This window comes from Oscillospiraceae bacterium, from assembly GCA_015068525.1.
Classification (GTDB): domain Bacteria; phylum Bacillota; class Clostridia; order UMGS1840; family HGM11507; genus SIG450.
Genome location: SVKJ01000003.1, coordinates 65,827 through 87,724, shown reverse-complemented (window position 1 = coordinate 87,724; position 21,898 = coordinate 65,827). Strand labels below are relative to the sequence as shown.

Genomic DNA, 21,898 nt, shown 5'->3' with positions numbered 1-21,898 from the left:
ACCACTCAAATTACGGAAAACAATTTCCGTCACTTACCGGACTCTAACAAGCCCTTTGCCTTTACGCAGCAATACGGAAGGAATCTACTAAGCCAAAACTTTTCGGTCCTTCGACTCAGAGGTGATAAGTCATTGGAAAGTTCCGCCATTGCCTCGCACCAACCGGCAACTCTCTCCAGGTTTCACAATCCGACCGTCCTCGTCATAGTCGTTATTTGTGATATTCAAATTTAATACTATTATACTCCCTAATTTGAAAATGTCAAGTATTTTTTAAAAATATTTAAATTATTTTTTTAACCCTAATCTTTCTACTGAGTCGTCACGCATTTTATATTTTAATATTTTGCCCGCTGCATTCATAGGAAACTCGTTTGTAAATATAAAATATCTTGGTACTTTATGCCTTGCAATAGAAGCATTCCCAAATTCACGCATTTCATTTTCGTCAGCAGTTTCCCCTTTATGAAGAATAATCCATGCACAGCACTCTTCTCCATATCTTTCATCAGGCACACCAACTACCTGAACATCACGGACTTTTGGATTTGTAAGATAAAACTCTTCAATTTCTCTTGGATACAGGTTTTCTCCACCACGGATAATCATATCTTTTAATCTTCCGGTTACTTTATAATATCCGTCAGGTGTTCTTAAACAAATATCCCCTGAGTGAAGCCATCCGTCTTTATCAATAGCCAAAGATGTTGCTTCAGGCATTTTATAATACCCTTTCATTATATTAAATCCTCTTGCAACAAATTCTCCGCTTTCTCCGTCAGGCAATTCTTCCCCTGTTTCAGGATCTATGATTTTACACTCAATTCCAGGAAAAGCGCTTCCTACAGTTTCAACACGATGGTCAATATCTTCGTTTACTTCTCCCATAGTGCATCCGGGTGATGCTTCTGTTTGCCCATAAACAGATATAATTTCACGCATATTCATTTCATCGGCTGCACGGCGCATTAAATCAGCAGGACAGTTAGCACCCGCCATAATTCCTGTTCTCATATATGAAAAGTCAGTTTTAGAAAAATCAGGATGGTTAAACATTGCAATAAACATTGTCGGAACGCCGTTAAAGCAAGTTATCTTTTCATCGTTAACACATGCTAAAGATGACTTAGGCGAAAAGTAAGGTATAGGACTAAGCGTACCACCATGCGTCATAGTAGATGTCATAGAAAGAACCATACCAAAACAATGGAACATAGGAACCTGAATCATCATACGGTCTGCTGTTGATAAATCCATTCTGTCACCGATAGTTTTACCGTTATTAACGATATTTCTGTGGGTAAGCATAACACCTTTAGGGAAACCTGTTGTTCCTGATGTGTACTGCATATTACATACATCATCAGGTTTAACAAGCGATGCACGTCTTCTTACTTCATTAAGCGGAACAAGTGAAGAACGGGACAGCATTTCCTCCCATGTTAAACATCCATCCATTGAAAAGCCAACTGTAACAACATTCCTTAAAAATGGCAGATTTTTTGAATATAAAGGTTTACCTGCTTCCAATGTTTTAAGTTCTGGACAAAGTTCTTCTATAATCTCTTTATAGTTTATATCTTTGCAATATTCAATCATTACAAGTGTATGTGTATCTGATTGTTTTAAAAGATATTCGATTTCGTGAATTTTATAGGCAGTATTAACGGTAACCAAAACTGCGCCGATTTTTGTTGTTGCCCAGAATGTGATAAACCATTCAGGAACATTTGTTGCCCATACTGCAACATGGTCGCCCGCTTTCACACCGAGCGAAATTAAGGCTGCCGCACATTCGTCAACATCTCGTCTGAACTGCTCATAAGTTCTTGTATAATCAAGTGTAGGATATTTAAAAGCATACTGGTCAGGATAAGTTTCAGCCATTGTATCTAAAACCTGAGAGAAAGTCAAATCAATAACATCATACTTTTTCCATACAAAAGTACCAGTCTTATCTCTGTTATAATATGCGTGTTCATAAGTTTTTTTCTCACGGTTGAGTTTTGAAATATAATTAGCAAAGTGTGTCAGCACAATATCTGCATCATTTATTTCTTCATTCCATGCTGCACAAATATATCCTTCATAATTTAATGACGAAAGTGCATTGATAAGTTTCTCAACATCAAGTTCCCCTTCGCCAATAAGAACAGTTTTCCCGTCTTTCATATCGCCAAGACGAACGTATTTTATATATGCTCCAAGTGTTTTAATTGTTGATTCAGAGGACTCTCCTTTACCGAAATATGTACCTCTAACATTCCAGGAAACACCAACTGCAGCTGAGGAAAGATAATTGATAATATCAATGACTTTTTCAGTATTTGCAAGGTATCCTACTGTTTCAAACAAAATATTAACATCTGAATTTTCTGCTTTTTTTACAGCAAGATGAATTTTTTCGTTAAGAATTTCATTGGAAATCTCTTTATCAATATACAAAATCACATTAGCAATTCCTGAAGTTGCAGCCATATCCACATATTTTAAAATTAATTCAGGTGTAGTATTTTCGCTATCTATTGAATCAGGCATACGAAGTGCAGATATTGAAAGATTTCTGTTAACAAGTTTTCTTTTTGTGTCAGATATACGTTCTCGTCTTAAAATACTGTCATAATGAGAGTTTCTTTCTTTTATTGCGTCATATATTTCAAAACCGCAAAATCCATAATCAAAAGCATAACGACACGTATCCAAGAACGAAGCACGACTTACATTCTTTGTAGAAAAAACTATTTTCATATTATGCCTCCTCGTAAACTATCTTGTTAAGTGCATTTATATATGCTCTGATACTTGCAGCAATAATATCAGTTGAAGTTCCGTTACCTGAGTATAGTTTCCCGTTATTACGAAGTCTTACAAGAGCAGAACCTAATGCTTCTTTCCCTTCCGTTACTGATTGAACCTGAAAATCATCAAGTTCATAATGATGACCAATACACTGCTCTATCGCTCTGAACGCCGAATCAATCGGACCTTCGCCATTACTTACGCCACAAATAATTTCATCGTTATATTTAAGTATTACCTGTGACATAGAACTGGAAACATTACTGCTTGTTGTTGTATATGATTCAAAATGATATGTTGAAGGAGCCTGCATAGCAGAACTTGCAATTAAAGCTTCAAATTCTTTTGAACCGACAGCACCTTTCTTTTCACAAACATTAATAAGCGCTTTATACACGTTTCCGATATCTGAATCAGAAAGTTCGTATCCAAGAATTTTGGCTGCCTCTTCAACCTGTGCTATAGTAGAATCAGAATCAAGTAATATCTTTTTCTTATCACTGACCTCTTTTTGCGATTCATAACTTTCATGGTTTATATTTGATAACATATCGTCAATACTTGAGTGTATTTTTGTTTTATCAAGTTTGATTTTTGCATCTATCCTTGTGGCACATACACTCATTGCATCAGATATTTCTCCCATAAGCAGTACATCTTTTCCTGCCATAGCGCATTTAATACCTTGTGCACCTTTTGAAACTGCCGCAAAAGCAGATGCTACACCCATATTAATACGGTCAGAAACCTGAACATATACAGGAACATTTACACTTTCTGCAACTTTTGAAACTAATGCACCAATTTCTTCAGGTGTTGATACTCCCGCATTATCACAAATGGTTATAAGTGTTGCACCGTTTGCCTCTGCTTCTTTAACAGAACTAATAAGAAAATCAACATCTGCTCTTGTTGCATCAAGGGCAGCAAATTCAACATCATTACAATATGATTTAGCATCAATGATAAGTTCTTTAATCTTTTCAAGCATAACTGCTTGTTTAACGTGATATGTATATTCCATCTGAATTGTTGATACAGGAAGTTCAATCTGTAGACGAGGTTTTATCGCATCTTTAATACATTCCCATGAATATGCAACATTCTCTTTATTAAAACCAACAGGAATGGCAAGAACAGCGTTCTTAATATTTTGCGCAATAGTTTTATAAACAATAGTATCTTCACGAAGATTTTTTATCTGCGGAAGTTCTATAACATCTGCGCCAATTTTATCTGCGCAGTTTGCTATTTTAGATTTTTCACGAAACAGAAGTGAAATTTCACGTTCCTCTGAAAGTTTTTTTAGTGTAATATCTGCAACGTTAACAGTTCTCATTTTCGAAAACTCCTTTCAAAAAATTATTTTTAAACAAAAAAACGCTTTCGTCTCTTTGCTTTTCTTAAAGAGACGAAAACGTAATAAATCATTCGTTTCCGCGGTACCACTCTTTTTCACCCAAAAAGGATGCTCTTTAGATGCCATCACATCTTAACTCTGTTACGGGAGTACCCGTCTGCCATTACTATGAATTCACAGCAGCCACTCCGCGGTGAGTTCCTCAAAATCCTCCCAATGCCTCGCACCACCCGGCATCTCTCTCAAGGCGAAAATATTTGCATACTATTCCGCATCGCAGTGTTTAAATTATGATAAATTTTAGCATAATCTTTTATATTTGTCAAGTAATTTTTAAAAAAATATTGTTTTTTTATTAAAATATGATATAATAGTAAGTGCCAAACAAACTTAATATCTGTCTGTTATTTCATATTTGTATATTATGAAAGTAATACAATAATATTAAAATCATATGATATTGGAAAAAATGCAAATTCCAACTTGGTTTTAGTATTATTGTGTATAACATTTACTAATATTAAGTTTGTTTGGCGACAACGGGGTTTGCGTTTTTCATGCGTCAACCTTAGTTGGCGCATTTTTTAATTTAGGAGAGAATTATATGAAAAAGTTTACTCAGATACTGATTATATTAATTTTACTTCTTATACCGACAAGTTGCAGTAACAAACATATTACCAAAGAAAATTTTTCAGAGTATTTTATTATTAATCAAAAAGTTATTAATATGTTTCAGGAAAAAATTAAAATAGATAGTTTTACTACCCAATATGTAACTACCTGCAATTTATCTATTGAAATCATACCTAAAAACAAAATAAAGATAAATAAAAATGCAAAAATATATTTATCTGTTTATCCTGCGAAATGGTTTACTGCTACACCTTTAAACTATTTTAAATTAGATGATGATGGAAATAAGTCTGAATTTATAGACAAAGATGATTTTATTCATTATATTATACATTCTGAATTTAACAAAGACGGAACAATAAAATTAGTTATTCCATGCAAAACTATTCAAACCAAACAAAATTTTGAAAAAAATTTCTCTGATACTGATTGGCTTCCATCTGCTGAAATTTATGATGTTATATATAACTAAAAATGCTACTATAAAATTTACGCATATAATACCTTTATTTACAAGATAATCTATTGATTTTATATAAATTTTGATATATAATAAATATAAATGATTGTGAAAGGAGTATTTTTATGCGTGATACAATTTATACTATAGATGATATAAAAACTGTTTTACATCCAATATTTATTAAGCATAGTGTAAAAAAAGCTATTCTTTTTGGTTCGTATGTTAAAGGACTTGCCAATCAGAATAGTGATGTTGACTTACTCCTTGACAGCGGACTTAGAGGTTTGAAATTTGTGGGTTTAATAGAGGATGTGCGTTCTGCACTTGACAAAGAGGTTGACGTTTTTGACCAAAGTCATATAATACCAAACTCTAAAATTTTTAATGAAATTTCCAAAGATGGAGTGATTATTTATGAAAAATAAAATAATTGTTGAAAAAATAATTAAATATATTTCAAAGGTTATAAACTACTCCAAAGACGTAAACTATGAAGATTTTGTCAACAACTCCATTCTTGTAGAAGCCTGTGTTTTTAATCTTAGTCAAATTGGCGAACTTGCTAACAAAATCGATAAAGAATTTGAAGAAAATAATCCATCAATCCCCTGGAGAGTTATGTATGGACTTCGAAATAAAATTGTTCACGATTATGAAGGTGTAAATCTTATTTTGATATGGGATATTATCAAAGAGGATTTACAGGGACTTAACGATCAATTAAAAAAATTGTATCAAAACTTATAATATTATTATATTAAAATGCACCGCAGAAATAATTTCTGCGGTGCATTTTTAATACTTATTTAATCGCTTTAGTTTTCCATTTTCCGTGTCTATAGAATATAAATGTTATAAGTGCTCCTAAAACCCATGTCACAACAAGTGAAATCTGAATACATTCACATCTTCCAAATGGTAATTCGGGAGTACGGGTTAAATAGGATATTCCGTAAGCAAGAGGAATTCTTAAAAATACAGTTGTAATAAGAGATATCCACATTGGAGTAACGGTATCCCCTGCACCTCTCATAATTCCCGACAAACTTTGTGTTACTGCCATTGCAATGTATCCGACAGCAAGAATACACATAAGATAATAACTCATATCAACCAAAGACGCAGTTTCGGTAAAAATACCCATTAGGTTTTTACCAAACAAAAGTATAACAAGAGTGATAAAAGTTGATGTTATAACTGCAAGTAAAGTCCCCTGTTTCGCACCTTTTGTTACCCTGTCATAAAGTCCTGCTCCAACATTCTGACCTGCATAAGTTGTAAGTGCCATACCAAATGAAAAGTTTGGCATCATAGCAAATCCGTCAACTCTCATAATAATTACGTTTGCTGCAATAAACTGTTCGCCGAACTGATTGGTTAAAGACTGAACAACAATCATAGCAGATGACATTATTGCCTGAGTAAGTCCCGATGGAAGCCCTAAACGAACAATAGTTTTAACAAACAACCCTTTTAATTTTAAAAACTTTAGTGAAAAATCAAAGCAATCGCTCATTTTTGAAAGTTTTATAAGGCATAAAATTGATGAGATAAATTGAGCAATAACCGTTGCAAGAGCAACGCCTCCTACTCCCATTTTAAGCCCTGCAACAAAGTAAATATCCAAAACAATATTTATAACAGTTGCAACAAGAAGATATATAAGAACAGAAAACGAATCGCCAAGACCTCTTATAATACCACTTAAAATATTATAAAAAGCCATACCAAATATACCAACCAAAGAAATAGTAAGGTAATTCGTACAATCGTTAAGTATTGCTTCAGGCGTATTTAAAGCAATAAGAATAGGTTTGATAAACGGAGTTGCCAAAGCAATCAAAAACAAACAGGAAATTAAAGTTAATGTTATACAATTACCTATTGTTACTGAAAGTGCCTCTCTGTTCTTAGCACCAAAATACTGAGAAACCATTATTCCCGCACCTGCTGAAATACCCATAAACAAAACCAAAAGCATATTAAGTATTGGCAGTGAACTGCCTACTGCAGCAAGAGCATTATCACCTATATATTTTCCAACAACAATACTGTCAACTGTACTGTAAAGTTGCTGTGCAATATTACCGATAAGCATCGGCAGAGTAAATATCAAAATATCTTTCCAGGGAGTTCCCTTTGTCAAGTCAACCGGTGTTGTTAATTTTTTTACCATATAATCACCTCAAAATTTTGAAAAACAACATTATTCATTATACTAAAAAATATAAAAAAATGCAATAAAAATTGCATTTTTTAACAAAATATTAATAAAATTATTTATACAAATAAAATCCATTACCTTTAATTCTTTGCGACTCTGAAAATACTATAAATGCTGTATTGTCTATTTCCAGTATTTTTTTCTGAAACTCTTCTGCTTCACTTTCTTTTAATGCACAAAAAAGCATTTGTTTCTCCGTATTGGTATACATTCCTTTAACATCAATTAAAGTAACTCCTCTTGGAGAAGTTGTTACAAGTTTACGCGAAATCTCTTCGCCTTTATCTGTTATAACAAAAGCAAGGCGGGAAACATTTAATTTACTGATGACAAAATCTATTGTATAACTTGATATTAACAGCGCTGTAATACCATACAGTACAAGTTCAACATCTTTAAAGATTATAAGTGATATGGTAATAATTACACCATCAACAAATAAAAGAAGTTTACCTATAGGAATATGAGAAAATTTAGTCTGAATAATTCTTCCTAATATATCAGTACCACCAGTTGAAGCACCTGCTGCAAAACTTAACCCGATACCAATCCCATAAAGTGCTCCTCCATACAATGTAGCCAATGTAAGATTTGAAACAGGAACTTTTATATAAGAAAAAATCTGAACAAAAATTGATATACAAAATGTTCCGACAAGTGTTTTTAAAACAAAATCTTTTCCTAAAACTTTAAGTCCCAAAACCAAAAATATTATATTTATTACAAAGAAACTAAGACCGGGTTCAAACCCAAATGTATGATATAGAAGTGTTGAAAGACCTGTTGCTCCTCCACCGACAATTTTGTTAGGTGTCAAAAACACTCCAACTCCAAAGCCTGTTATCATTGTTCCTATTACTGTTAATAACATTGATTTCAATTTTGACATATGTATTTCCCTCTCAAATCATCTTTTCTAAGCATCAATCATTATACAATATATAAAATCATATTTCAACATTTTTCTAAATTAAATTTAAAAACCTCACGAAAAATATTCGTGAGGTTTTTTGTTATAAATTATTTTTTACTTTCTGCAATAATTTTTTCTGCTACCATATTTGGTGCTTCTTCATATCTTTCAAAATCAAATTCGAAACTTCCTCTTGCCTGAGTCATAGAACGAAGGTCGATAGCATACTTATGCATTTCAGCCATAGGAACTTCTGCAGTAACTTCCTGAAGTCCGTTACCGATTGGGTTCATACCTAAAATTCTTCCTCTTCTCTTATTAACATCACCCATTATATCTCCCATATACTGATCAGGAACGATAACAACAAGTTTTCCGATTGGCTCTAAAAGAACAGGATTTGCTTGTTCCAAACCATTCTTATATGCAATATGAGCAGCCATCTTAAATGCCATTTCGGAAGAGTCAACAGGATGGTAAGAACCATCTAACAAAGTTGCTTTCAAGTTAACAACAGGATAACCTGCAAGTACACCATGCTCAATACTTTCCAAAAGTCCTTTTTCTACTGCAGGGAAATAATTCTTAGGAACGCTGCCGCCAAAGATTTGTTCTGCAAATTCTAATCCTTCGCTCATTCCCGGTTCAAATTCAATTTTAACATGACCATACTGACCATGACCACCTGATTGTTTCTTATGTTTACCTTCAGCAGTAACTTTTTTCTTGATAGTTTCTCTGTAAGGAACTTTTGGTTCTGCCAAAGTAACTTCAGCACCATATCTTGTTTTCAATTTACTTATGATAACATCAATGTGTTGTTCACCCATACCGGAAATAATAAGTTGATGCGTTTCAGTATTATTATAGAAATTAAAACTTGGGTCTTCGTTTCTTAATTTAGAAAGACCTGAACTGATTTTTTCTTCATCGCCTTTTTCCTTAGGTAAAACTGCAAGTGATAAAGCAGGTTTAGGGAAAATAAGTTTTTCAAATTCAACCTGATTTTTAGGATCAGAAAGCGTATCCCCTGTTTTAGTAATAGCAAGTTTATTTACTGCACCAATATCGCCGGCAGAAAGTGTTTTAACTTCTATCTGCTTTTTACCACACATTGTAAATAATCTTGAAATTCTTTCATCTTCGCCTTTTCTTATATTCTTTAAAGTTGAGTCAGCTTTCAAAGTTCCTGACATAACTTTAAAATAACTTAATTTACCTACATAAGGGTCAATCAAAGTTTTGAATACAAATATAGATACAGGACCATTACTGTCAGTATTAACTTCGATTATTTCATCTGTACCAGGTTTATAAGCGTTTCTTTGCTTAATTTCGTTCGGTGCAGGGAAATATTCACAAATTGCATCAACAAGTGCTTTTATACCGATATTCTTAAGTGCTGAACCAAATAGTACAGGAACCATAGAACATTCTTCAATACCTTTTTTAACAGCAGAAAGAATTTCTTTTTTAGTAAACTCTTCGCCATTAAAATATTTATCCATAAGTTCTTCACTTGTTTCTGCAACGGCTTCTGCTAACATATCAGTATTTTCCTTAACTTCCCCTTCATATTCGGAAGGTAATGCCATAGGTTCGTTTCCGCCTGTTACATATTTTCTTGCTTCGCCGTGAATAACATCATAAAAACCGATTACTTTACCGTTTTCTCTTATCGGTATGTATAAAGGTGCAATTGATTTTCCAAATGCATCTTTAAGTTGGTTTACAACAGATGTAAAATCAACTTCTTCTTCATCAATTTCATTAACAAATATTATTTTAGGGATATTATTTTTTTCTGCAACTGCCCATGCTTTTTCTGTTCCGACCTGGACTCCTGATTTACCACTAACCATAATAACAACACCGTCAGCAACAGATGTACCTTCAATCATTTCGCCAACAAAATCGAAATATCCCGGTGTATCTATAATATTAATTTTACAATCATTCCACTCAAAACTTGCAAGGGATGTATTGATAGAAATTTTTCTTTTAATTTCTTCCTGGTCAAAGTCCATTACGGTATTACCGTCACTAACTTTCCCCTGCCTGTCAATCAATTTAGCATTATAAAGCATTGCTTCTGCTAAATTAGTTTTTCCTGTTCCTCCGTGAGCAACAAGTGCAATGTTTCTAATCGCTTCAGTAGTATAATCTTTCATAGGTTTATCCTCCTTTTAGGCCATCGGAACAAAATTCCTTATGCCTTAATTTTAATCAACAATAACAATTGTGGTAGCATCAAATGCTCCGTTAACTGATTTACCAACTACAACAACATAATCTCCTTCATGGATATTTTCAATTGTTTTTTTAGCAGTAACAGCACCATCCTGAGTTATATTTGTTGAAGTGGTAACAAAAACTTGTTTTAATGAGTTATCAGATGTTTTTACTTCGATAAATCCACGTTTTACATTTACATTTTCTACAACACCTGAAATCTGACCTACTTCTTCAACTGATGTAACATTGATTTCAGAAACTGCTCCGCTGTCAGTTGTAATTTCTGCGACCATATCAAGTCTTAAATCGTAAATTTCACATTCTTTTCCATCTAAAGATACTTTCAAAGAGTTTGTTATAGGGTATCTTGTAGGAACACCGTTTTTAGTAACAACAATTGAAGATTGTTTAGAGATAACAAGTTCGGTAATTGTTCCTGAAGAACTTCCTATTTCACTCTTTACAGAAAGTTTGTCAATTTTATTATATCTTACGATACATGATTTTACTTCATCGCCCGGAAGAAGATTTGATAAAGTTGATTCTTTCGAATTTCTTGTAACAACGATATCGTCAGAAACATAATATGTTTCCATAGTTCCGTCTTTTCTTAAAATATCGATTCTTGAACCGTCATAAGATATTTCCTTAATCACACCGTCAGCAAAATCAAAACTTGCATCAAGTACATCAATTCTTACAACAATATTTTCTGAATTAATATATAATCTTGAATTATCTTTTGTTCTTAAAACTGACAATGTTGATATATTGCCATCAACATAAACTTCACATTCAGGTGATACTGAATATATTTCCGCTTCATCAGTTGCGCTGTTTTCTATTTTAACAGTTTTTACAGATGTTAAAACAAGTTCTTTAATCTGCCCTACAACAGTTTTGGAAACTTCAGGAGCAATATATACTGTTTCAACTCTTTTTAATGTAGCATTTTCAAATACCAATATTACTTTATTTCCGATTACTATATCATCATTTTCGCAAATTTCATCATTTTTGTAAAAATCTGCTTCGGAAACATCGTAACTTCCTGTACCTGATGACAGTTTAACATTAATTTGTTTTCCTACAATACCTTCATATGTACCTTCCATGAATAAAAGTTCTTTTTTATCCATAACTCTATGTAACATAACTGCCATTTGCGCTCTGTTAACCTGGAATGAAGGGTCGAATGTAGTTTCAGTCATACCCTGCATAATACCATTAACTTTTACATATTTAACATATGCTCTGTAAGAAGCAGGAATACTGCTTTCATCGGAAAAACCGGTTTCATTATCTGAAAGGTCAGCATTTGCATCCATTACTTTTGTTAAGTATTCTGCCGCTTCATATCGAAGTAATGGCTTTTTAAGTTCGTCAGCCATTTCTTCTATTTCACCCAGAGCAAAAACTCCTTTGTATATTAAAAATGCAATTTCTTTTTCATACTGAAGATTTAACTTATCAAGTTCTTCTTCGTATACACTATATATATCGTCTAATGAATCAGAATATACATCATTATTTATTCCAAGAATTCTTGAAATAAGAAGCATTGCTTCAATTTTTGTAATTCCGTTTGCAGGTTGGAATGTTCCGTCAGGATAACCATTGATTATTCCCTTTTCAGCCATATCGTTAATTTGAGTTACAGCCCATGAATATTTTGCTTCATCAACATCTGAAAAACCTTCTGCAAAAACAACAGTTGTGAAACTTAAAATCATAGTAATTATCAGTGATATTGAAATAATTTTCTTTAACACTTAAATTCCTCCTTATGTATATATATTTTTATAAGATTATTTTATCATATCATATATAGAAATTCAAGAAATATTATAATTTTTTTATGAATTTTTTATAAAAAAACACTAAATGTATATTTTTTTATGTATATATTACACTAAAAAAGACCAAAGTTCACATATTTAAGTAAACTTTGGTCTTTTTGTTTTAATAATTGAATCCGTTTTCTATTGCTTTTTTGTTAATTTCTAACATCTCTGCTCTTTTTGGCGGAATAAGTTTTGATAGTGCTGTAAATACATCTTCTAAATTAAACATTCCTGTTTCTTTTAAAACTTTACCTGTAATAATCATATTTGCAAGTTTCGATGCATTCATATCATAAGCCATTGTTGTTGCAGGGATACCAATATATTCTATATCATCTCTTTTATGTTCATTATCACACAAGGAACTATCATAGAATAATTTACCGCCCGGCAGGATACTTGCTTCAAATTTTTCAAAAGACGGTTTATTAAGTATAATTGCTTCAGTTGGATTAACAACATAAGGAGAACCAACCGATGTATCATTTAGTATAATGTGGCAGTTACATGTTCCGCCTCTCATTTCAGGTCCGTAAGAAGGTAACCAGGATACTGCTTTATCAAAAATCATTCCTGTATATACTAACAATTTACCTGCAAAAAGAACACCCTGACCACCAAATCCTGCAATAATAATTTCATGATTCATAATTACACATCCTCCCTATCTTTATATACACCAAGAGGATAAACAGGCATCATTTTTTCTTCAACCCATTTTAGTGCTTCCTCAGGAGAAAGTCCCCAGTTTGTAGGACAGGTTGATAAAACTTCAACAATTGAAAATCCTTTTTTGTTAATCTGATTTTCAAATGCTTTTTTTATTGCCTTTTTAGCATTTCTGATGTTTTTAACATTATTAACAGCAACTCTTTCGGCATAAGTTGTTCCGTCAAGTGTTGATAACATTTCACAAACTTTAATCGGATAACCCTGAGTTTCAGGTTTTCTTCCGTATGGTGTTGTTTGTGTTATCTGTTCAACAAGTGATGTAGGAGCCATCTGACCGCCTGTCATACCGTAAATTGCATTATTTATAAATATTATTGTTATATTTTCGCTTCTTCCTGCTGCATGAACAGTTTCTGCTGTACCGATAGCAGCAAGGTCACCGTCACCCTGATATGTAAACACAATATTATCAGGGTTTGCTCTTTTAACACCTGTAGCAACTGCAGGCGCTCTGCCGTGAGCCGCTTCAACCATATCGCAATTAAAATAATTATATGCGAAAACAGAACATCCAACAGGTGCAATACCTATAGTTTTACCTTCTATACCTAATTCATCAATTACTTCTGCAACAAGTCTGTGAACTATACCGTGAGTACAGCCCGGACAATAATGAAAAGGAACGTCCGTAAGGGCATTTGGTTTTTTAAATACTACGCTCATTATTTTATACCTCCCCAAACTTCTTTAATTTTTGCTAAAATTTCATCAGGAAGTGGAATAACCCCTCCGGTTCTTCCGTAAAAGTCAACTTTTGCTTTTCCGTTAACCGCAAGTTTAACATCTTCTACCATCTGACCTGTACTCATTTCAACTGAAATGAATGCTTTAGCAGTATCAGCTGTTTTATTTATTATTTCTTCAGGGAATGGCCATAATGTTATAGGTCTTATAAGCCCGACTTTTATGCCTTCTTCTCTTGCTTTATTAATAGCATTTTTAACAATTCTTCCTATTGTACCGTAAGCAACCATAATAATATCTGCGTCTTCAATATTATAGGTTTCATACTTTACTTCGGTCTTTTTAATTTCATTATACATTTTATCCCTGTCAATAACTGTTTTTTCCAATGTATCAGGGTCTATGTAAAGTGAATTAATAACATTATGTTTTCTCTTTAAACCTGTACCATTTGTTGCCCATGTTTTTTGGGGTAGATTTCTTCCTTTGTATTCTCCGAAAGAAACAGGTTCCATCATCTGACCAAGCATACCGTCACCCATAATCATAACAGGCATTCTGTACTGGTCGGCTATGTCAAATGCTTCCATAGTCAAGTCAACACATTCCTGAATTGAAGACGGAGCAAGAACAACAAGATTAAAGTCACCGTGAGCAAGACCTTTAGTTGCCTGGAAATAGTCAGACTGTGCAGGCTGAATACCACCAAGTCCGGGACCTCCTCTTACAATATTTAATATTACACATGGTAAGTCAGCACCTGCCATATAGGAAATACCTTCGGCTTTTAAACTGATACCCGGGCTTGATGAAGATGTCATGGCACGTACACCTGCTGATGCAGAACCATAAACCATATTTATAGCAGCGATTTCACTTTCTGCCTGCATAAATAGTCCGCCCACTTTAGGCATATTTTTTGCCATATAAGCAGAAACCTCTGTCTGAGGTGTTATAGGGTATCCGTAGAAATGCCTGCAACCTGCTCTCATAGCAGCTTCAGCAATCGCTTCGTTACCTTTCATAAGTACTTTTTCCATTATAATCAATCCTTTCTGACCTCAATTACAACATCAGGACACATCGTAGCACAAAATGCACAAGAAATACATTTTGACTCATCCGTCATCATTGCAGGGTGATAACCTTTACTGTTAAGTTTATCTTTCGACAGCACCAATAAATTTTTAGGGCATGCCGTTGTGCAAAGTCCACAGCCTTTACACAATTCTTCATTGATAATAATTTTTGCCATTTTTTTACCTCCTAAATTTGCCATGGCAAGTTAAGATATTTCTTTATAGGAAACAACTTACTGTCAGACTTTTTCTTATATTCTGATACATTCTCCGAAAGAAGAGATGTAAAAATAAAAGGCAGATTTAATTCTTCGCATACATCCTTAACAATACCTTCACCTTTTAATATATCATCAATATTCGTTTCATAAGATAAATTGGTGTTATTGATAAGGCCTTTTATTTGCAATCGGGAATTTAAATTTATGTCCCTTATCATTATTATAATATCTTCTTTGTTATCCGTCAATGGTCGTTTAGTATTTATTACAGAGTACATTTGGTAATTTTCTTGTGAAAAATAACTAAAAAATCGTCCTAAAGCAATTGCACCTGCATCATCGCCACCAACATCAAATACAATTTTTTTATCTTTATTTGCAAAAACTTTTAAAATATCAGGAGGTAAAGACGGAATATCAACATTCGTATTAGCGTACGATGGAGAAATTACCTCTATCCCCATTTTATTTAACATTTCTTCATTATCTTTTGTTCTGTAATATGCATTAACGATATCTAAGTCAACTATTATAACATCGTTACCTTCTTCTTTTAATTTTATTGCATAGTTTACAGCAACTTCCGTTTTACCGCTTCCGTAATGACCGACAAATATTGTAATTCTGTCCACTAATCAAGCCAGCCTTTCCATTTCATATTCTATTTTAAGTTTGTTACCGTATTTTTTTGCTATGATAAACGATAGAAAAAACGCTAAAACACCTGTAACAAGACTTATAACTTCACTTAAAAATATATTAAAAATAATATAAAACACAAAAAACAAAATAAGAGGAAAAATATATAACATAAAGGCAGAAAAAAGAATTTTATTACTGCTTGTCTTGACTGTTACCTTATCTCCGCAATTAACATTCAAAGTGTTTTCAATCCACTTTTCTATAGGTTTTGTCGCACATCCTGCACATGAAGAGCAATTACCACCACAAGCTGATTCTCTTAAAAACCTGACCTTTGCCATATTACCTTTTACATCTATAACATAACCAACACTTGTCATATTTTCTCTCCGTGTTTATATTTACAAGACTGCACAATCATATCCTTTGCACTAAGAATTGTATTATCAGTTATTTTTGCTCCGCCTATAATTCGTGCAATTTCATTTACTTTTTCATTTTCATTCATTTTTATAACTTTGGTTTTAGTTGAATTATCTATAACATTTTTTTCAATTAAGTAATGAGCGTCTGCCATTGAGGCAATCTGAGCAAGATGGGTTACGCAAAGCACCTGATGGTTTTTAGAAACAAAGTAAAGTTTTTCTGCTATTTTTTGTGCTGCTCTTCCACTTACACCTGTATCAATTTCGTCATAAATCATTGTCGGAACCGAAAAAGTATCAAGAAGTGCGCAGTTAATTCCAAGCATTACTCTTGAAAGTTCTCCGCCTGATGCAATTTTTGCAAGTTTCCCCGCTTCCATACCGACATTTGCACTTATTAAAAATTCTACTTTATCTACTCCGTCTTTTGCAAATTTATCTTCTTTTGTAATCTTAACTTCAAAAACCGAATTTTTCATATTAAGTTCAGCAAGGTGCATCATAACTTCTTTCTCAAGTTTTTTACCTGCAACAGTTCTTTTAGATGTAAGTTTAGAAGAAAGGTCGGCAAGATTTTTTTTCTTTAAAGTAAGTTCCTCATTTAATTTTTTAAGATTTTCGTCTGTAAGATTTATTTCTTGAACTTCCTTAGTTATTTTTTCATAATAACTAATTATTGACTGATAGTCAGCGCCAAATCTACGCCTTAAATCATTTATTTCGTCTATTCTTTTTTCTATTTCTTCAATCTCTCTTTCATCGAACATAAACGAAGACATATAATCCCTCAGACTGTCCGAAATATCATAAAGATTATAATAAACATCATTAAGTTTATCGTAAATTTTTGAAAGTTCATTATCAAAAGATGTTATCTCACCTACTGTTTTTAAAGAATCAGAAAGAAGTTCTTCACAGGAGGGCCCATTATACCCTTTTTTAATAAGGTCATAGGCTTTTGAAAGGTTATCGGAGATTTTTTTACTGTTTACTATTTTCTTTCTTTTATCAAGAAGTTCTTCATATTCCCCTTCTTTTAATCCTACATTTTCAATCGTTTCCATTTCGTATGTAAGAAGGCTTAACTTTCTTTCCTTTTCATAAGTATCAATTGTCAATTCATTTATTCTGTTATTTATATTTTGTGCTTCCTTAAATTCTTTTTTGTATTCAGATAAAAGTTCGTTATTTTTTGCATACCTATCAAGTAACTTTATATGTTTATCAGGATTTAATAAATCCTGGTTATCATTCTGCCCATGAATGTTTATAAGTTCTTTTCCGATTTCTTTTAATATTGAAAGAGTAGAAAGATTCCCGTTTATTCTTATACTGTTTTTCCCGTCAACATTTACTTCTCTTGAAATTAAAAGTTCATCATCAGCGTCAATTCCATACTCTGAAAGTATAGTTTTAATATTTTTATCAATATCAAACAATGCTTCAACTTTAGCATTTATTTCCCCCGACCTTACTATTTCCTTTGAAGCTCTGTTCCCAAGTATTAAATTTAAAGAATCAATTATAATAGATTTTCCGGCACCTGTTTCCCCTGTTAAAATATTAAGACCGCGTTCAAAATCTATAATTGCATGTTCTATAACTGCAACGTTACTTATTGACAAACTTTTAAGCATATTAGCACCTATATATTCTTTATTTTAGAAACTAATTTTTTTGCATTATCCTCAGTTTTGGTAACAATCATTATAGTGTCATCACCTGCAATTGTACCCATTACACCTTCTTTTTGAAGGTTATCAATAGCAAACGCAACACCTTGTGCCATCCCCTGTAAAGTTCTTATTATAACAATATTGTTAGCGTAATCTATACTGGAAACTGCTTCGGAGATAATCGTATAAAGTTTTGCACTGCTGTTATTATTGTTTTTTGAAATTTCGTTAGATACGTGACTGTATTTATTGCCTTTCTTATCCGAATGGACCTTTATAAGTTTAAGTTCTTTAATATCTCTTGAAACTGTTGCCTGAGTTACTTTAAAACCCATTTTTTTAAGTTTATCGGTAAGTTCTTCCTGAGTTGAAATTTCTTCGCTTTCAATTAAGTTAAGAATTGCCATTTGCCTTTTCTGTTTCATCGGTTAACACCTCTTTCGGATAACTTATTATTTAAAATAGAGTAAAAACTCTTATTATTTATTCTTATAAGTTTTGTTATATACTGAGATTTTTTTATAATAATACTTCCCTTTATTTCTATCGATTCCTGCCCGTCAGGCGAAACAAAAACTTTCTTATTATATTTTTCATTGACTGTTATTTCAAGTTCACGGTCTTTAGAGAATAGTATCGACCTGTTCTTTAAAGAATGAGGGCAAATAGGTGTTGCTATTATAACTTCAACGTCAGGTTCTACAACAGGACCGCCTGCGGCAAGTGAGTATGCAGTTGAGCCTGTCGAGGTAGAAATTATAAGACCGTCTGCAGTGTAGTTTTCAACTGTTTCTTTACCTATTTTTAAATTTATATCTATCATTCTTGGATATGAACCTCTTGAAATAATAACATCATTTAAACAGTTAAAATTATGAACTTTGCCGTTTATATCAGTTATTGTGCAGTTAAGCATCATTCTTTCATCAATGGTATATTCGTTTGACAAAAGTTTATTAAGACCTGAAAGTTCATCTTTTTCCATTTCGGACAAAAAACCAAGATGCCCAAGATTGATACCCATAACAGGTTTATCATATACAGCACAGTTTCTCGCCGCCGTAATTAATGTTCCGTCTCCGCCAAGAGATATAATTACGTCAGAATTTTTAAAAAAATCGTCTTCCCCAACAAATTCAAGAGGTAAGTTAATACAATCTTCATACTTTTTATTGGCAAAAACTCTGATATTATTTTGAGAAAGTATATCATATATCTTCTTTACTATATCAATATTCAATTCATCTTTGTTTTTAAAAATAAGACCGATATTTTTAATTTCCATAATTATAACTCCGTATGCGATTTTTCTACTATATCTTCAATAAGACTATCAGAAAATTCAATTTCGCTTTCTTTTTTTATGTGCATTAAATATTCGATATTTCCTTCAGGTCCTTTAATTGGTGAATAATCAAGTTCTACTACTTTAAAACCTAATTCTCTGGTAAATGAAAAGACATTAGAAATTACCTCTTTATGAACATTTATATCTCTTACTACACCTTTTTTGCCTACTTTTTCCCTGCCTGCTTCAAACTGAGGTTTAATAAGTGCAACACAATCACCGCTTGATATTAAAAGTTCCTTTACCTTTGGCAAAACAAGTTTTAAAGAAATAAATGATACATCAATTGAAACAAATTCAACAGGATCCGAAATAAGTGAATTATCAAGATATCTTATATTTGTTCTTTCCAAATTGCATACTCTATCATCACATCTTAATTTCCATGCAAGTTGACCATATCCGACATCAACAGAATAAACTTTTTTTGCGCCGTTCTGAAGCATACAATCGGTAAATCCACCTGTTGATGCACCGATATCCATACACACTTTATCAGAAAGTGAAATATCAAAATTTTCTATTGATTTTTCAAGTTTTAATCCGCCTCTGCTTACATATTTTGCACCCTGACGGACAATTATATTTGAATTCACACTAACGTTAGTTCCAGGTTTGTCCACCTTTTGCTCGTCAATGTAAACAACACCTGCCATAATAAGACTTTTTGCTTTTTCTCTGCTTTCAGCCAAGCCTTTTTCGAACAAAAGAGTATCAATTCTCTGCTTTAATTCACTCAAAGACCAAACACCTCTTTAACCTCTTTATAAATACTTTCTTCGTCAAGTTTTAATTCACATAAAAGTTCATTGAAACTACCATGTTCAACAAATTTATCGCCTACTGATTTTGAAAGGTATGAAAAAGAAATATCACAAAGCGAAGAATAAACAGCCTCTCCTAAACCGCCTTTTTCAACCCCTTCTTCTATAACGAGAAGTTTTTTAGTTTTTAAAACTGATTGCCTTATAGATTCTATGTCTATTGGTTTAATAAAACGTGTATTTATAACCTCTGCTTTTATACCATCTGTAATAAGCAAAGATGCAAGTTTAAGTGCTATACTTACCATTCTTCCCTCACATACAATTGTAAGGTCATCGCCTTTATGAAGAGTTGAAGATTTTTTATACTCTAAAGGTGGACAAGAAGGTATAACTGAAACTTCAGAGCCTCTCGGATATCTTATTGCTACCGGTCCATTATGAACATTTACTGCAAAGTCAAGCATCATTTCAAGTTCATTAAAGTCTGCAGGCGAAAGAACTGTCATATTAGGAATAGATGAAAGATAAGAAATATCAAAAATTCCCTGATGGGTTTCTCCATCTTCTCCAACAATGCCTGCCCTGTCAACACCAAAAACAACGTGCAAATTCATAGCACAAACATCAGTTATAATCTGGTCGTATGCTCTTTGCAAAAATGATGAATATATACAAAATACAGGTGTCAGCCCTGAAAGCGCCATTCCTGCACACATCGAAACAGCATGTTCCTCACATATACCAACATCAAAAAATCTGTCAGGATATGCATTTTTAAATTCCATAAGCCCTGTGCCTGATGGCATAGCGGCAGTAACTGCAACAATCTTTTCGTTATCTTTTGCAAGTTTTACAAGTTGATCACCAAAAACAGAAGAATAATCTTTCTTTTTGTTTTTCGGGTTACCTGTTAATATATCAAAAGCAGAAATTCCATGAAATTTTTCAGGATTGTTTTCAGCGTGTTCATAACCTTTTCCTTTTTTTGTTACGGTATGAATAAGGACAGGTTTATTAAGATTTTTTGCAACCCTTAGAATTTCAATAAGTTCTTCTATATTATGACCGTCATAAGGTCCGTAATATTTTATACCTAAATTTTCAAAAAATTCTCCATTTGTAGCTATTGCTTTCCTTAAAGTTTTTTTTGCAGTTGAAATAACATTTTTTACAAAAGGAACTTTGGAAAGGCTATGTTCAACCTTTTCTTTAGCATCAATATATGAGTTATTTATTCTTAATTTAGAAAGGTACTTTGAAATACTGCTGTCATTTTTAGAAATAGACATTTCATTGTCATTTAAGATAATAATTATATTATCTTTTTGGCTATCGTTACCTATATCGTTTATGGCCTCATAAATCATTCCTCCGCCAAAAGAACCGTCACCGATAAATGCAATAACATTGTTATCTATTCCCATAATCTGAGATGCTCTTTTCATACCAAGAGCAACTGACAGAGAATTTGAACTGTGCCCGCTGTTAAAAAAGTCATATTCACTTTCTTTTATTTTAGGAAATCCTGCTATACCTTTATATTTTCTTAAATCGCAAAATTTATCTTTTCTGCCTGTAATAATTTTGTGGACATAGCTCTGATGCCCTACATCAAATATAATCTTATCTTTAGTAAAATCGAACACTTTATGTATTGCCAGAGTTAATTCAACTGCCCCTAAATTAGAAGCCAGATGCCCACCCGTTTTGGATACGGAATTTATTAAGAATTCTCTTATTTCAGCCGACAAAATTTTAAGTTCGTCGATATTTAGTTTTTTAACATCTTCTGATGAATAGATATTTTCTAAAATCATTAGTTTCTCCTTAGTTATTTAAAAACCGACAAC

20 protein-coding genes are annotated in these 21,898 nt (G+C 32.7%); 3 read left to right on the top strand and 17 right to left on the bottom strand.

All coding sequences use genetic code 11. The features are described from left to right. Positions 1–288 precede the first annotated feature (288 nt). Positions 289–2,748: an AMP-dependent synthetase gene (locus E7419_01800; protein MBE7013924.1), complete on the bottom strand. Its 2,460-nt coding sequence runs from the start codon at positions 2,746–2,748 to the stop codon at positions 289–291. Between the two features lies 1 nt (position 2,749). Continuing rightward, positions 2,750–4,138: a hypothetical protein gene (locus E7419_01795; protein ID MBE7013923.1), complete on the bottom strand. Its 1,389-nt coding sequence runs from the start codon at positions 4,136–4,138 to the stop codon at positions 2,750–2,752. A 625-nt stretch (positions 4,139–4,763) separates the two neighbouring features. Here E7419_01795 and E7419_01790 point away from each other — a divergent pair. From E7419_01790 to E7419_01780, 3 genes are all read left to right on the top strand, one after another. Then, positions 4,764–5,267: a hypothetical protein gene (locus tag E7419_01790; protein ID MBE7013922.1), complete on the top strand. Its 504-nt coding sequence runs from the start codon at positions 4,764–4,766 to the stop codon at positions 5,265–5,267. A 113-nt stretch (positions 5,268–5,380) separates the two neighbouring features. Beyond that, positions 5,381–5,683, top strand: coding sequence for a nucleotidyltransferase domain-containing protein (locus E7419_01785; GenBank protein ID MBE7013921.1), 303 nt, complete (start codon positions 5,381–5,383; stop codon positions 5,681–5,683). After that, on the top strand, positions 5,673–6,005 hold the full coding sequence (locus E7419_01780; protein MBE7013920.1) for a DUF86 domain-containing protein: 333 nt from the start codon (positions 5,673–5,675) through the stop codon (positions 6,003–6,005). The genes E7419_01785 and E7419_01780 overlap by 11 nt, the downstream gene beginning before the upstream one ends. A 55-nt stretch (positions 6,006–6,060) precedes the next feature. Here the strand turns inward: E7419_01780 and E7419_01775 are convergent, their stop codons facing one another. The 15 genes from E7419_01775 to dxs all read right to left on the bottom strand — a co-directional run bounded on the left by E7419_01775 (position 6,061) and on the right by dxs (position 21,865). Then, a complete protein-coding gene (locus E7419_01775; protein ID MBE7013919.1) occupies positions 6,061–7,434 on the bottom strand; it encodes an MATE family efflux transporter in 1,374 nt (457 codons plus the stop codon). Positions 7,435–7,534: 100 nt separating this feature from the next. Next, on the bottom strand, positions 7,535–8,371 hold the full coding sequence (locus E7419_01770) for a YitT family protein (protein ID MBE7013918.1): 837 nt from the start codon (positions 8,369–8,371) through the stop codon (positions 7,535–7,537). Positions 8,372–8,502: 131 nt separating this feature from the next. Next, positions 8,503–10,566 (bottom strand): elongation factor G, encoded by a 2,064-nt coding sequence (gene fusA, locus E7419_01765; GenBank protein ID MBE7013917.1) that lies wholly within the window; start codon positions 10,564–10,566, stop codon positions 8,503–8,505. A 51-nt stretch (positions 10,567–10,617) separates the two neighbouring features. Then, positions 10,618–12,402 carry an S-layer homology domain-containing protein gene (locus E7419_01760; GenBank protein ID MBE7013916.1) on the bottom strand — a complete coding sequence of 595 codons (1,785 nt, stop codon included), beginning with the start codon at positions 12,400–12,402 and terminating at the stop codon, positions 10,618–10,620. Between the two features lie 190 nt (positions 12,403–12,592). Then, positions 12,593–13,126 (bottom strand): 2-oxoacid:ferredoxin oxidoreductase subunit gamma, encoded by a 534-nt coding sequence (locus E7419_01755; protein MBE7013915.1) that lies wholly within the window; start codon positions 13,124–13,126, stop codon positions 12,593–12,595. Next, the gene (locus E7419_01750) at positions 13,126–13,869 is read right to left on the bottom strand and encodes a hypothetical protein (GenBank protein MBE7013914.1); all 744 of its coding nucleotides are present in this window, start codon (positions 13,867–13,869) and stop codon (positions 13,126–13,128) included. Before E7419_01750 ends, E7419_01755 begins: the two co-directional genes overlap by 1 nt. After that, positions 13,869–14,930: a 3-methyl-2-oxobutanoate dehydrogenase subunit VorB gene (gene vorB / locus E7419_01745; GenBank protein ID MBE7013913.1), complete on the bottom strand. Its 1,062-nt coding sequence runs from the start codon at positions 14,928–14,930 to the stop codon at positions 13,869–13,871. Before vorB ends, E7419_01750 begins: the two co-directional genes overlap by 1 nt. Before the next feature lie 5 nt (positions 14,931–14,935). Next, positions 14,936–15,145 carry a 4Fe-4S dicluster domain-containing protein gene (locus E7419_01740; protein MBE7013912.1) on the bottom strand — a complete coding sequence of 70 codons (210 nt, stop codon included), beginning with the start codon at positions 15,143–15,145 and terminating at the stop codon, positions 14,936–14,938. A gap of 11 nt (positions 15,146–15,156) precedes the next feature. Then, positions 15,157–15,822, bottom strand: a complete 666-nt coding sequence (locus E7419_01735) for a MinD/ParA family protein (protein ID MBE7013911.1) — start codon at positions 15,820–15,822, stop codon at positions 15,157–15,159. Positions 15,823–15,825: 3 nt separating this feature from the next. Next, positions 15,826–16,212: a hypothetical protein gene (locus E7419_01730; protein MBE7013910.1), complete on the bottom strand. Its 387-nt coding sequence runs from the start codon at positions 16,210–16,212 to the stop codon at positions 15,826–15,828. Continuing rightward, positions 16,209–17,894 carry a DNA repair protein RecN gene (recN, locus tag E7419_01725; protein MBE7013909.1) on the bottom strand — a complete coding sequence of 562 codons (1,686 nt, stop codon included), beginning with the start codon at positions 17,892–17,894 and terminating at the stop codon, positions 16,209–16,211. The genes E7419_01730 and recN overlap by 4 nt, the downstream gene beginning before the upstream one ends. Before the next feature lie 8 nt (positions 17,895–17,902). Beyond that, positions 17,903–18,358 carry an arginine repressor gene (gene argR, locus E7419_01720; GenBank protein MBE7013908.1) on the bottom strand — a complete coding sequence of 152 codons (456 nt, stop codon included), beginning with the start codon at positions 18,356–18,358 and terminating at the stop codon, positions 17,903–17,905. Then, a complete protein-coding gene (locus E7419_01715) occupies positions 18,355–19,218 on the bottom strand; it encodes an NAD(+)/NADH kinase (protein MBE7013907.1) in 864 nt (287 codons plus the stop codon). Before E7419_01715 ends, argR begins: the two co-directional genes overlap by 4 nt. 2 nt (positions 19,219–19,220) lie before the next feature. Then, positions 19,221–20,021, bottom strand: coding sequence for a TlyA family RNA methyltransferase (locus E7419_01710; GenBank protein MBE7013906.1), 801 nt, complete (start codon positions 20,019–20,021; stop codon positions 19,221–19,223). Next, the gene (gene dxs, locus E7419_01705; GenBank protein MBE7013905.1) at positions 20,018–21,865 is read right to left on the bottom strand and encodes a 1-deoxy-D-xylulose-5-phosphate synthase; all 1,848 of its coding nucleotides are present in this window, start codon (positions 21,863–21,865) and stop codon (positions 20,018–20,020) included. The genes E7419_01710 and dxs overlap by 4 nt, the downstream gene beginning before the upstream one ends. Between the last annotated feature and the right edge of the window lie 33 nt (positions 21,866–21,898).